This is a genomic window from Afipia sp. GAS231, from assembly GCF_900103365.1.
Lineage (GTDB): Bacteria > Pseudomonadota > Alphaproteobacteria > Rhizobiales > Xanthobacteraceae > Bradyrhizobium.
Window position 1 is genome coordinate 1,564,416 of sequence record NZ_LT629703.1, and the last position, 13,512, is coordinate 1,577,927.

Here is a 13,512-nt window from a genome sequence, read left to right on the forward strand (position 1 = left end):
CTTCTCCGGCGGCGTAGCTGTACTCGATGATCTCGTAAGCCTCTGCCATCGCGTTAGGCTCCGGGATACGGAGGCGCAGCGGTGGACACGAGACGGCGCTATTTCTTCGCTCGAACCGCGTCTGCCGTCCCCTGGATGAATGCCTGGATCTTCACGACATCGTCCTCGGACAATCTGCCCGTAAAGTCGGGCATGCCGAGAGACACGAACGGGCCCTTGAAAACGATGTCTTTTAGGTTCGCTATGGTCGCGCTGTCGGAATAGCCCAGATTCCTGATATTGCCACCCTTGTCGACGCCCGGAACGCCATGACAGAAGCCGCAGTGGCTGACATAGAGTTGCGTACCAGGAGCGACATTCGCGGCATCGTACTTTACGCCTTCCAGCAGGCTTCCAATCGGATACTTTGCGAACTCGGGAAGTGGCGCTTTGCCACCGACGGCGAAGGTGAACACCGTACCTGGACCTTCCGTGTCGGTCGCGCGCTGGCTTTCACCGTAGACGCCACCCCATCCAACCGCCACTGACACGTATTGCGTGCCATCGACCAAATAGGTCGCTGGCCCGGCGACAACCCCTGTGCCCGTCGGGGACTCCCAGAGCTTCTCGCCCGTTTTTGCATTGTAGGCAATGAAGCGACCATCAGCCGTCCCCTGAAACACGAGATTACCCGCTGTTGTCAGCGTGCCTCCATTCCACGGAGACGCATAATCCTGTTTCCACACCTGCTCCTGCTTCACCGGATCCCATGCAATCAAACGACCGAAGGGCCGGTTCTTCGGCGGTGTAATGTTCACATCGTAGCCGAGGTTCCAGCCCAAACCGCTCATCGGATTGCCGGGAATGCTGGCGTTGTGTGTCCAGTTCTTCTGAGCCGTCAAATTCATCGGCACATTCTGCGCCGGAATGTAAACCAGGCCGGTTTGCGGATTGAACGACATCGGATGCCAGTTATGAGCTCCGTATGGACCCGGGATAGAATCAAACGACTTGTCGCCTCGGGCCTCCGGAACTTCGATGGGTCTTCCACTCGCGTCGTAACCGGTCGCCCAGTTTACATCCACGTAGTTCTTCGCCGAGATAAAGCGACCGTTGGTACGATCGACAACAAAGAAGAAGCCATTTTTCGGTGCGTGGAGGATAACCTTGTGCACCTCACCGTGGAGCGTGATATCCGCGAGGATCATCGGCTGTGTCGACGTGTAATCCCAGTTGTCGCCCGGCGTTTCCTGATAGTGCCAGACATACTTTCCCGTGTCGGGGTTCAGCGCGACGATAGATGCAAGATACAAATTATCGCCGCCGCCGGGGCTCCGCAGATTGCGGGTCCAGGGAGCTCCATTGCCAGTTCCGATGTAAACCAGATTCAAGTCCGGGTCGTACGCCATCGTGTCCCACGGCGTACCGCCTCCGCCATTGATCCAGTATTTTCCGGCGGGATCCCAGGTCTTCGCCGCCGCTGCCATCGACTCATCTTCGTAAGGCTTGCTCGGATCACCCGGTACGACAAACCATCGCCAGGCCTGCTCACCAGTCTCCGCATCGTAGGCAGTAACATAACCACGCACGCCGTACTCGGCCCCGCCATTGCCGATCAGCACTTTTCCCTTCACCACGCGCGGCGCACCTGTAACAGTATAGGAATGGCTGCGATCGATGATGGTGTCTTTTTCCCAAACCTTCTTCCCGGTAGCCGCGTCGATTGCCACCAACCTTCCATCGTAGGACCCGACAAAGACTTTGCCCTTGTAGAGCGCAACGCCGCGGTTCACGACGTCGCAGCAGCCCTTGTAACCGCCCTGCCGCGGCACTTCGGGATCGTAGGTCCAAATGCGCTTTCCGGTACGCACATCGATGGCATGGACCACGCTCCATGACGCCGATACATACATAATTCCATCGACGATGAGCGGCGTCGCCTCGACACCTCGCAACGACTCGAGGTTGTAAGTCCATTTAAGACCAAGATTTTTTACGCTCTCCGTATTGATCTGGCTTAGCTTGCTGTAGCGGCTCTCGGCATAGTCGAGTCCATAACTCAACCAGTCATTGGTCGTTTTCGCGTTTGCTATGATCGCCGCACCGTCGATTGCCGCCGTAATCGACTGGATGCGTTGCGACGACAACGGCTGACCACTGATCTCCTCCGCCGACGCGACTGTTCCACAGAAAATCGCGGCGAGTATCGCGATGGCGACGCCCGCAACATCCAACTTGCGCGTGATGAGAGTAACGAGCTGTGCAGAACGGTGGTGGCGCGCCATGAGTTTCATGATCTTCTCCCAGTGGCCGGATCTGGTTTGAAACCTGATTTTCGACGCCTGCTTAACTCGACGCTCTCAACGGCGGCGATTGGCATTGCGCCAATATCACGTCACACTCGCAGAACCGGCGCACGTCGCTGTTTACCCGACATCGTATTAATAGGTACGTTCTCTTTAAAATGATCATCCACGTTCGTGAGGGTCAAACGAATAAACATGATAGTCTTATCGGAGAAAGAGATCGGTCGCCTGTGTCCTCCACAGTGACCTCGAACTTGCCGCTCTCGATCACGATGTCGCCTGTTCGGAATCCTTCAGCGCAGATCGGCTCCGCCAATCAACAGCTATCGAAACGCAGATTGGCGATCGCGGCCTGAACGGCCGCGTCGCTCCCGAAACCCGCCACCAGCAGACATTACCGAGGCAAGCCGGAGGTTGAGTCCTGCATCAACCTCCGCTCATCTCAGAGATTGCCGGCGTCGATCACAGCCTGCGCGAACGCTTGCGGCGCCTCTTGAGGGAGGTTGTGGCCAATTCCCCCACTGATCGTTCGATGCAGATACCTGGCGGCGAATTTCTTTGCATAAGCGCTCGGGTCCGGATGTGGAGCACCGTTCGCATCACCTTCCAGGGTAATCGAGGGTACGTTTATGGCAGGAAAGGTCGCGAGTTTCTTTTCGATGTCGTCGTACCTGGATTCCCCCTCGGCCAAACCGAGACGCCAGCGGTAGTTATGAATGGAGATCGCGACGTGGTCCGGATTGGAGAATGCGGCCGCCGAACGTTCGAAGGTGGCGTCGTCGAACGCCCATTTCGGCGAAGCCTGCTCCCAGATCAGGCGTGCAAACTCCTTGGTGTATTTCTGATAGCCGGCCTGCCCGCGTTCGGTCGTAAAGTAGTATTGATACCACCACAGCAACTCGGCTTTCGGCGGCAGGGGCGCCTTGTTCAGGGCCTGACTGCCGATCAGGTAGCCGCTGACCGATACCAAGGCCTTGCATCGCTCCGGCCAGAGCGCCGCGACGATGTTGGCCGAGCGCGCGCCCCAGTCGCAGCCTGCGATAGTCGCCGTACTGATCTTGAGCGCGTCCATCAAGGCGATCACATCGGATGCAACTGCTCCTTGCTGGCCATTCCGCATTGTGGCGCCGGACAGGAATTTGGTGGTGCCGTAACCGCGCACAAATGGGACGACGACGCGATAGCCGGCTTTTGCGAGCTGAGGGGCAACGTCAACGTAGCAATGGATATCGTAGGGCCACCCGTGCAGCAACAGAACAGGCTTGCCACCGGCCGGTCCGACTTCGGCATAGCCGATACTCAGATCGCCAGCATCGATCTGCTTGAGCGGGCCAAACGACGTGTTTGTCCCGCGGATCGTATCCGGTACGACTTGAGAGGCAGTCTCCGCCTGAGCGGAACTGGTTCGAGCGAACGGAATAGCTGCCATACCGGCGGCGGCAATGAGCAAGCGCCGCTGACGATTGATCTCTTTCATAAGGTCTCTCCATTGGGGTTGTGAATTCGAAACACTCTTGACGTCGGCATGTATCTTGGCTGTGTCCGGTTCTCCCGATTTGGTAAGCTCACGTTTCCGACATGCTGCGACCTACGAAACGGCCGCGGCTTGCTTCGGTGATGGCTCTCCGCCGAATGCGAACCCTTGGCCGGGGGCTGCTTCAATAAGTTGGCGGGTGTAATCATCTTTCGGGCTTCCGAAGACGTCGGCCGTCGCTCCCTGCTCGACGACTTGCCCGTGCCGCATCACGGCGATGCGATCGCATAGTTGGCTCGCTACGCGCAGATCGTGGGTGATGAACAGGATGCCGACGCCAGTCCGCGCCTGAATGTCTTCAAGCAGTTCAAGGATTTGCGCCTGAACGGATACATCGAGCGCAGAAACCGGCTCGTCAGCGATAATGAGGCGCGGTTGACAGGCAAGAGCACGCGCGATCGCAATGCGCTGCCGTTGCCCGCCAGAGAATTCGTTGGGGTAGCGGCGAAGCGCATCCGGCTGCAATCGCACCAGCTTCATCAATTCTTCCGCCCGCTGCCAGGCGGCGCTGCTGGACACGCCGAAGTTCAGTGGCCCCTCCACGATCGACGCCCCGACGGTCTGGCGCGGGTTGAGGGAGCGATAGGGATCCTGGAAGATGACTTGTACGTCACGGCGGACCGGCACAAGCTGACGGGGTTGAAGATGGGTGATGTTGCGGGAGTTGATAACGATCGTCCCGCCGGACGGCTCGGCCAACCGGGCGAGGCAACGAGCAAATGTCGACTTCCCCGAACCGGACTCGCCGACGATTCCGACCGTCTCTCCCGCGGCAACCGACAAGGATACCTCCCTGACGGCGGCCACGTTCGTCTTGCGCGCGGGCCAGTGTCCACGGACGAAGCTCTTGGAAACTTCCGTGGCTGACAGCAAGGTGGCCGCGGCGGGCCGATCCGGGCGCACCTTCGGTCTGAGCGGTGGGACTGCCGCGATGAGCGAACGTGTATACGGATGCTGCGGACGCTTGAGAACGTCCTCCTTGCGGCCAGACTCGACCATTTGCCCCAGGCGCAGGACCACGACGCGGTCGGCGATATCAGCAACGACGCCGAAATCATGTGTGATGAACAGGACGGCCGTGCCATTTTCAGCCTGCAGCTCGCGGATGAGCTTCAGCACCTCGGCCTGTGTCGTCACGTCGAGCGCCGTGGTGGGCTCGTCGCAGATCAGCAGAACCGGCTTGAGAACCAGCGCTATCGCGATGACAATTCGTTGGCGCTGTCCTCCGGAGAGCTGATGCGGGTATGACCGATAGAGCCGTTCCGGATCCGGAAGATTGACGCGCGCCATCATCTCCATGATTGTCCGATAGCGCGCCTTGGGGCTCATCCGCACATGCTGTCGCAGCATCTCGTCGATCTGTTCACCGCACGTCACCACCGGATTGAGGGCCGTCATCGGCTCCTGGAAAACCATTGCCATGGAAGGACCGCGCAGCGTTCGTAACCCGTTCTGGGTCAAGCCGACCAGTTCACGTCCTTCAAGCTTGATTGATCCGACGGACGGCCGAAGTCCGGATGGCAACAGTCCCATGATGGCACTTGCAATCATCGACTTGCCGGAGCCCGATTCGCCGAGAAGACAGACCGTTTCGCCTTTAGAAACCTGAAAGGAGACGCCCTCGACCGCGTATGGGCGATCCGCTCTCGGGGGCAGTTGAATCGTCAGGTCGCTGACCGAAAGTACGGGTCCGTCGATCGACACGGTTGTCGTCGCTGCCATATCACTCTCCGCGCTTGTTGAACTTGGGGTCCAGCGTATCTCTCAGGCCGTCCCCCAACATGTTGACGGCGAGAACGGTGAGCGCGAGGAAGATTCCCGGAAACAGCACGTTGTGCGGGTATTGATTGAACTGAGAGCGCCCCTCCGCCATGATGTTCCCCCAACTCGGCAGGTCTGCCGGCAGACCGATGCCCAGGAACGACAGGATGGCCTCCACCAGGATCGACGACGCGCAAACATAGGTCGCTTGAATGATGAGCGGCGCAAAGGCGTTGGGAAGAATGTGCCGAAGCAGGATTTTCCAGGTGGGAGTAGCCAGCGCGACGGCGGCCTCGACATAGGCTTCTTCACGAATGCTCAGCACAAGTGAGCGTACGAGCCTGGCAACACGGGGCATCTCCGGCAAGGCGATAGCGGTGATGACGCTCGCCAGCGTTCCGCCGAACAGCGCAATCAAGGTAACAGCGAACAGGATTCCCGGAATCGCCATGACGCCGTCCATGACGCGCATGACGATACCATCGAAAACCCTGAAGTAGCCGGCCGTCAAGCCAAGTGCCACGCCCATAGCGACTGCCAAGGCCGCGACGCAAAGCCCGACGGCGATCGAAACACGGCCGCCATAGAGCGCCCTGCTCCAGATGTCACGCCCAAGGCTGTCGGTTCCCATGACGAACCAATGCGGAATGACGTTACCGTCAAGACTGGTGAAATCGGCCCGCGTACCGGGCAGCGTATTGCTGATTGACGGGTCGATGGCCGTCGGATCTATCGTGCCCAGCCAGGGCGCCAGGATCGACATCAGAATCAATGTCGCGAGCACGACGCCCGACAGGCGCACCGACCAGTTGTTGAGAAGGCGCGTCCAGAGACGCGGACGACGCAAAACGTTTGCCGATGACGAATCGACAGCAAGGGTATCGAGTGCAGCTTCGGTCACGCGAACCTCCTCATTGGCGGATGCGAGGGTCGAGCAGCAAATAGCTGAGATCGACCAGGAGATTGATCCCGACATACACCGCCGCGAACAGCAAAGTGATGCCCTGGATCAGGGGAAAATCTCTCGACAGCACTGCGTCGACCGTGAGCGATCCCAATCCCGGAATTGCAAAGACCGACTCTGTGACAACAACGCCGCCGATCAGAAGCGCAACGCCGATACCGATGACCGTCACGATGGGAATTGCCGCGTTTCTCAAGGCATGGTGAACAAGGACCCGCAGCTCCGATATGCCCTTTGCCCGGGCCGTTCGTATAAAGTCCTCGGTCAAGGCTTCCGCAACCGAGGCCCGGGTGACCCTGGCAATGAGCGCCAGGTAGACAATGGACAAGGTCGTCGCCGGCAGGATCAAGCTGCGCAACCAGGGAAGTGCGCCATCGGCGATCCGGTGATAGCCCTGAACGGGCAACAGCTGAAATCGCAGCGCGAATATCCAGATCAGGACGTATCCGGTCACGAACACCGGCACGGAGAAGCCGAGCGCCGAAAACGTCATCAATCCCCGATCGAGCCAGCCGCCATGCCGCCACGCCGCCAGTACCCCGAGCGGCACCGCAACCAGGATCGTGACGACGATCGTGACAGCGGATAGCGCGACGGTCGGTTCGATACGCTGTCCGATCAGTTTCGAAACCGGTTGCTTCATGAAGAACGATTGTCCGAGGTCGCCATGCAGGACACCAAGCAACCATCGACCGAATTGCAGAGGTAACGGGTCCTTCAGTCCCAACTGGGTACGAACAGCATCGAGCGCGGCCGCGCTGGCATCATTGCCCACGATCGCCGCGGCCGGATCGCCCGGCGCAAGGCGCGTCATGAGAAAGATGATCATCGCCACGATCAGCAGGACCGGAATCGTGGCAAGAATTCTCCTGGCGAAAAACATCGACATCGGATGATCAATCCTTCTCAATGCCCCAGAACACACAGACGGGCGCCGTCACCGTGCCTCGGATCACGTCCTTGCGGACCGCCGTGATCGTCTTGTACTCCCCGATGGGCGCGACGATCGCGGCATCAAAGACACGCTCCTGGATCTTGTCGGCCAACAATCTGCGTTCGTCATCGGTCGTCGCCGTCAGGAACTCGTCCTTGAGGGTCTCGACCTGCCCGTCCGTCGGCCAACCGAACCAGCCGATTTGCCCGGAGCCGGTGAGAGGCGCGTAGAACAGCGGATTGATGTTGTCGGGAACGTTCCAGCCTGTGATGAAGGCACCCCATCCTCCCTGCGAAGGAGGGACTTTCAAGGAACGGCGCGCGACGAGCGTCGGCCAATCCATTGACTGCAAGTCGACATTGAATCCGGCCTGTTTCAGCAAGGCCGCCATCACCGGCGGAAACTTGTTGAGGATCGCAAAGCTCGACGGATAGAGCAGCACGACCGGTTCGTTGTTATAGCCCGCCTCCTTCAACAGTTCGCGCGCCCGGGCGAATTGCGGCTTGCCGGTGAAGTAGGACGTCTTGTCCGAATGATAGGTCGTGCCTGTCGGATAGACGGATGGATTGGTATTGTACAATTCCGAGTGAACCATCTGCGCCTTCATGAGCGCGTCCTGGCTGATCGCCATGAACGCGGCCTGCGCCACTTTGACGTTGTTGAAAGGCGGAAAGAGATGATTGAGATGGAGCGCGAAGGATCCCTTGGGAACGAGGTTGGCAAACGAGACCTTGGGACTGGCCTTCAAGGCCGTGTATTGGTCGGCGGGGACCCATTCAATCAGGTCCACCTCGCCGTTGATGATGGCGTTTGTCTGGGTTTGACCGTCGGTCAGAATCACCCACTCCATTCGATCGACGTTGACGACCTTGCCGCCGGCAGTTCCCGAGGCCGGCTCGTCGCGCGGCACATAGTCGGTGTTCTTGACATAGACGACGCGTTCGCCCGGGCGATATTCATCCGCTTTGAATACAAACGGACCCGAACCTATCGTGCTGGTGATTTGCTGGTCCGCGGGCGTTTCGGCGACCCGTTTGGGCATGATGAAGGGAGGCACAGACGCCGGCTTTGACAGCGCCTCCAGCACCAGACCAAACCGCTGCTTGAGCGTCAGAATGAATGTGTCACCGCTCCTGGCCTCCAGAGAGGCGGTTGCCGCAAGCAACTTTTGCCCGAGATTGTCGCGCTGGCCCCAGCGTTTGAGCGACTGGATGACGTCGGCCGACGTGACCGGCGCTCCATCGTGAAATTTGAGAGCTTTCCGAAGCCTGAAAGTCCATACCTTTCCATCGTCGCTCTGGTCGTAGTCGGAGACCATTTGCGGCCTTACGTGTCCCTCCGCGTCCACGCCGAAAAGCGTGTCGTAGATGGCGTAGCCGTGATTTCGCGTAATGATCGCGGTCGTCCAGATCGGATCGAGTATCTTGAGATCGGACTGCGGTACGACGCGCAGGACCTTCGGCTCCGCGCCAAGGCCGTGTCGCGGCGCCGCGGCAGCGAGCATGAGACCGCCAGCCATTGACAAGAACGATCGCCTATTCGTCATTTGAGCCTCCCTGTTGCTTTATTGGACGTCCTGCTGGTGTGGCCTAGGCGATAAGTTCGACTTCGACACAAGCGCGCGGCGGAAAGTGACTGGAAGAATCCAGGCTAGGCCGAAACTTTGGTGTCCGCAGTGCGAGTTGAGACCTTGAACGATGGACCGTTCGGCCCAAGTCGGATGCCGTCTCGGAGGTTCTTCCAAGGCAATGCGGTCGGGTCCGCCAGGAAAGGGCCGGGCGATTTGACGACCATGATCTCCGCGGCGATAGCCGCAAAGTCAGCGCGGAAATGGACCGAGCTCTTGTTGACCAGGATGCTCATTTTTTCCGGGTCGATACCAACGGCCCGATACATGTTGCGATCAAGCAATTGAGCTTTCGCGGATGTCACGACAATACGGACGTCGTCGATTCTGAGGCATGCGGTCGGGCCCAGATCGGCCTGCTTGCCATTCATCATGGGACCGCCATAGACGAGCTTTCCGTCCGAGAGAGCCTCTACATGGAAACGTGCACTCAGGGGACTATCCCCAGGAACCTCGGCGCATCCACCAAGATTGATCGAGATTTGAGCGCCGACACCGGCGGCGTGTGCAGCCGCAGCAGCCTGCGCATCGCAAATCAAACCGACCGCGGCATTCCTGGCCTGGTGGCGGATCAGGGCCTTGAGCAATCCCGTGGTGTTGGAATTTCCGCCGACGCCCGGATTATCCTGCGTATCGGCCAGGATGACCGGACGCTTTGCCGTACGCGCGATGTCAATGGCTCTTGCGACAGCATCGTCGGCGTCCTCGAATTCGACCTTCCACTCGGGCTCGGTGTCCACAATCCGCTGGTAGATTCGCATCACGGCACGTTCGATAGCTTCACGATCGCTGCCATAGCCCCAGACAGTTGCTCCGCAGTCGGGGAAATCGGCAGCGGAGAAACCTGGTGCGAATGACAGGGAAAGAACCGCGCCTTCCTCCTTCTCCAGCAGGTCATAGACGCCGCGCGCCGGCTGCAGCATGGTCGACATGGCATTGACCGGGATCAGGAACGGGATGCGCCGCGCTGCGCGATGAATCGTCTCGCGAGATGAAACCAGATGAAGCAGCAGTTGCGCCGCCCGGGCGCCCGTTTCGGCCATATCGACGTGGGGATAGGTGCGGTAAGCAACCACCACGTCGGCGAGATCGAGCATTCGATCCGTGACATTGGCGTGCAGGTCGAGCGATACGGCGATCCGCATGCCGCGCCCGACGATGGCGCGGATCCGGGAGAGCAGTTCGCCCTCGCCGTCATCGAGATGTTCGGCAACCTGAGCGCCGTGCAAGTCGAGGTAGATGGCATCGTAGTTCTTGCCCTTCACCGCCTCGACGATCTCGCCGGCGATACGCTCGTAGGCATCCTTTGTGGTGTGAGCCGAGGCGCCGGCCCCTGCCCAGATGATCGGCAGCACTTCGTGCCCGCGCTCCCGGACGTTCCTGATGAAACCGCCGATGGGGATGTTTACGTCCAGCAGGCTGAAGACGTCGTCCCCCCTCACGAGACTGGGGAAGTCCTCTCCGCGCACGAAGCTTTCATACGTGGCTTTCGACGGCGCAAACGTATTGGTCTCATGCTGAAAACCGGCGACAAGTATTTTCAACGGAGCTTCCTCTGGTTGTTGACGGCACGAGCAGGCGATCTGCCTGCCGCATGGGGCGGCGGGCGGTTGCCAATGCTCTGGTTCGCAATTTCGATGGACGGCCGGACTTCCGGCCTACTCTGTCGCCGCTCCGGGTCCGTACCGGGTGGAGACCGGCGAGAGAATAGGCTTGACCTGCGTTCGAGCAACAGCAATCTATGCTGTACTTCGTTGCCCAAATAGCAACAGGGTCCGGCCATGCGAGAACTAGGTCAAAGTCGCTTGAGATACTTCGAGGCCGTCTGCCGGCACGGTTCAATCCGCGGCGCCGCCGACAGTTTGAATACCGCGCCGTCGGTCATCACCCGACAGATCGTGCTGCTCGAGAAAGAACTGGGCCTGAAATTGTTCGAGAGGCAGGCGCGCGGGATGAAGTTGAACGACGCCGCGGCGCACGTCCTGGATTATTGGCGCAGTTGCCAGGCCCATCGTCAGCAGCTTACGGAGCGGCTGGAGGCTATCGAGCGGCTGGATGAAGGATATGTCAGGATAGTGCTCAGCGAAGGCTACGTAGATCACCTGATCGAGCACGTCGTAGGTCCGTTCTGCGCTCAGCATCCCAAATTGTCGGTTGCGATCGATGCATTGCCTGTCTCCGACATCATGAATCAGGTTGGAGAAGACGCCGCCCATATCGGATTGGCTTACAACCCGCAGGCGGACCCTCGCATCCAATTCGTCGCAAGTGCACCCGCTCCGGCCCGGCTATTGGTTCGCGTCGACCACCCCCTGACGCGGCACCGCCGTCCGATTACCGTGAGCCAGTTGGCAGAATTCCCGCTTGCGTCAATGCCGCGGGGCTACGGCGTGAGCCAGTTGGTTGAGGCACTCGAATATTCTGAGCACGTGAAATTCCGGCCGGCATTCATCAGCAGTTCAGTCGCCGCTTTGCGGCGATATGTGAGAGCAACACATGGCGTCGCGATCCTTGGCGCCGGCGTCGCTGCGGCCGCCGAGGTGGCGCGCGGCGAGGTTGTCATGCTGGATATCGATCACGCCATCTGCGCAAAGGCAAAGCTTCGGCTCGTTACACGCCGCGCCCGACCGCTGTCTCCGGCGGCAGTTCGCTTGCTCGCCAATATGCGCAATCGGCTTGCATCGTTCGGTGTGTCTCCCTGACGAAGAGCTGACCTGTTCTTGCCAGAACGTTGGCGGCACGCGAGGAGCTCGCGAGCGTGAGCACGCCGACGGGATTCGGATGACCGGGCAGCTGCCTGCGTCCAAGTATCAGGTATCCAGCAGCGAAGCTGCCAACTTGCTCTTTAGTATTTTTCCCGTCGATGTTGCTGGCAACGGCTCAAGCCTGATAATTTGAGACGGCCGCTTATAGGAGGTAAGAAGAGGCTTGATGTAGCCCACCAAATCATCAACGCTTGTTTCAGAGTTTGCTTGCAGCTGTACAAACGCGATAACTTCCTCGTTGCCCGGCACCGATTTTCCAACAACCGCCGACTGAACTACCGCCGGATGGGAGTTTAAAACCGCCTCCACTTCGGCGGGATACACATTGAAGCCCGATCTAATGATCATTTCTTTTGCTCGCCCCGCGATATACAGGCAAGCGTTCTCGATCCGGCCAAGGTCACCGGTCTTAAACCAACCTTCACGATCGACTGCGGAGGCCGTCAGATCAGGCGCACGATAATAACCCAACATGACGTTCGGTCCACGGACATGAAGCTCGCCGACCTCCCCCGCCGTCGCGACAGAACCATCCAATTTGACAATGCGCCCTTCGACTCCCGCCACGAAAGATCCAACGGTCTGATCACTTCTCGGCTCTTTGGGATAAACGCTCGAAATTGTTGGTGAGCACTCCGTTATCCCGTAACAGTTCAAAAGTGGAATTTCGTACATTGCTTCGACACGCCCCTTCAGGGTGAGGTCTAACGGTGCGCCCGCCACCATCAGGTGTTTAAGAATACCACGACCAGGGCGGCGCTTTGTGCCCACGGCATCTTCATATTCCAGCAATCGTTGATACGTCGCGGGAACTCCGCCGAATATCGATGCCTCGCCACTTGCAATCGCTTCCGCAAGACGTGCTGGTTCAAATCTGCGAGCTAGGCGCGCGGTTGCCCCCATCATCAGCGACATTAGCAGAAACGTGAACCCAGCAATGTGGGAGATCGGAAGAACGATATAAAGCTGATGGCCGCTTCCTTGAGACTCATACAACGCATTGGTCCGCGCGCTAAAGAGAAGATTTTGATGAGTGAGCATAACTCCTTTCGGAGTCCCTGTAGTGCCCGACGTGTAGATGAGAATGGCAACCTGCTTGTCCCGCTCTTTCTCGACGGGCTCGGGAGCCGCAGCTGAGTTGATTTCGGATGCGAGGATCCCGGGGAAGCCATCGATATCAGCGGATCTTGCGCTATAAAATGCAGCGTGCGTCGCAGCCTCAGGAGACACATCGGAGGTGAAGAGTTTTAGGCGCGCACCGCTGTGCTCCCGAATTTGCTCAACCTCGCGCCGCGAAAGTCGCGGGTTGACGATGATCGCCCAAGCATCAAGCCTGCTGATAGCCAACAAGACGATCGCGGCCGCGGCACAGTTTTCACTGACAACCATCACTCGATCACCGGCGCGCGCGCCCAATTCGCCTAGCCGTGAGGCGGCATGGATTGTCGCCTCTCTCAACTCCTCAAATGTCAGCGAGGCCGCATGGTCAACAATGGCGGGCTGCTTCGGCGCAATAGACGATTGTTTATCCACCACTTCGTGAAGACGACGCGGCAACTCTGCAATAATGTTCGCGACACTGATCGAAATGTTCATTTTGCACCTCGGCACCGTTAATTTTCCATCCCACACTCCGGAGCAA

Annotated in this window: 9 protein-coding genes; 1 reads left to right on the top strand and 8 read right to left on the bottom strand. The window is 59.0% G+C overall.

The features are described 5' to 3' along the window. Positions 1–98: 98 nt before the first annotated feature. From BLS26_RS07530 to BLS26_RS07560, 7 genes are all read right to left on the bottom strand, one after another. The gene (locus tag BLS26_RS07530) at positions 99–2,273 is read right to left on the bottom strand and encodes a PQQ-dependent dehydrogenase, methanol/ethanol family (RefSeq protein WP_092509795.1); all 2,175 of its coding nucleotides are present in this window, start codon (positions 2,271–2,273) and stop codon (positions 99–101) included. 454 nt (positions 2,274–2,727) lie between these two features. Next, a complete protein-coding gene (locus BLS26_RS07535) occupies positions 2,728–3,762 on the bottom strand; it encodes an alpha/beta fold hydrolase (protein ID WP_092509797.1) in 1,035 nt (344 codons plus the stop codon). Positions 3,763–3,873: 111 nt separating this feature from the next. Further along, positions 3,874–5,541 (bottom strand): ABC transporter ATP-binding protein, encoded by a 1,668-nt coding sequence (locus tag BLS26_RS07540; protein ID WP_092509799.1) that lies wholly within the window; start codon positions 5,539–5,541, stop codon positions 3,874–3,876. 1 nt (position 5,542) lies between these two features. Beyond that, positions 5,543–6,481 (bottom strand): ABC transporter permease, encoded by a 939-nt coding sequence (locus tag BLS26_RS07545; RefSeq protein ID WP_244541870.1) that lies wholly within the window; start codon positions 6,479–6,481, stop codon positions 5,543–5,545. Between the two features lie 10 nt (positions 6,482–6,491). Next, entirely contained in the window at positions 6,492–7,433 is a 942-nt protein-coding gene (locus tag BLS26_RS07550) for an ABC transporter permease (RefSeq protein ID WP_092509803.1), read from the bottom strand. Positions 7,434–7,440: 7 nt separating this feature from the next. Then, positions 7,441–8,997, bottom strand: coding sequence for an ABC transporter substrate-binding protein (locus tag BLS26_RS07555; protein ID WP_210186253.1), 1,557 nt, complete (start codon positions 8,995–8,997; stop codon positions 7,441–7,443). A 131-nt stretch (positions 8,998–9,128) separates the two neighbouring features. Further along, on the bottom strand, positions 9,129–10,649 hold the full coding sequence (locus BLS26_RS07560) for a M81 family metallopeptidase (RefSeq protein ID WP_092509807.1): 1,521 nt from the start codon (positions 10,647–10,649) through the stop codon (positions 9,129–9,131). A gap of 261 nt (positions 10,650–10,910) precedes the next feature. On the opposite strand from BLS26_RS07560, the gene BLS26_RS07565 reads away from it, so the two are divergent. Beyond that, positions 10,911–11,807, top strand: coding sequence for a LysR family transcriptional regulator (locus tag BLS26_RS07565; protein ID WP_244541871.1), 897 nt, complete (start codon positions 10,911–10,913; stop codon positions 11,805–11,807). 108 nt (positions 11,808–11,915) lie between these two features. Here the strand turns inward: BLS26_RS07565 and BLS26_RS07570 are convergent, their stop codons facing one another. Beyond that, positions 11,916–13,466 carry a class I adenylate-forming enzyme family protein gene (locus BLS26_RS07570; protein WP_092509810.1) on the bottom strand — a complete coding sequence of 517 codons (1,551 nt, stop codon included), beginning with the start codon at positions 13,464–13,466 and terminating at the stop codon, positions 11,916–11,918. Positions 13,467–13,512: the final 46 nt, after the last annotated feature.

Bases quoted from the DNA above. Each gene is read 5' to 3' on its own strand.
- BLS26_RS07570 (WP_092509810.1), bottom strand. From the start codon at position 13,466: ATGAACATTTCGATCAGTGTCGCGAACATTATTGCAGAGTTGCCGCGT.
- BLS26_RS07555 (WP_210186253.1), bottom strand. From the start codon at position 8,997: ATGGCTGGCGGTCTCATGCTCGCTGCCGCGGCGCCGCGACACGGCCTT.
- BLS26_RS07550 (WP_092509803.1), bottom strand. From the start codon at position 7,433: ATGTCGATGTTTTTCGCCAGGAGAATTCTTGCCACGATTCCGGTCCTG.
- BLS26_RS07530 (WP_092509795.1), bottom strand. From the start codon at position 2,273: ATGAAACTCATGGCGCGCCACCACCGTTCTGCACAGCTCGTTACTCTC.
- BLS26_RS07535 (WP_092509797.1), bottom strand. From the start codon at position 3,762: ATGAAAGAGATCAATCGTCAGCGGCGCTTGCTCATTGCCGCCGCCGGT.
- BLS26_RS07540 (WP_092509799.1), bottom strand. From the start codon at position 5,541: ATGGCAGCGACGACAACCGTGTCGATCGACGGACCCGTACTTTCGGTC.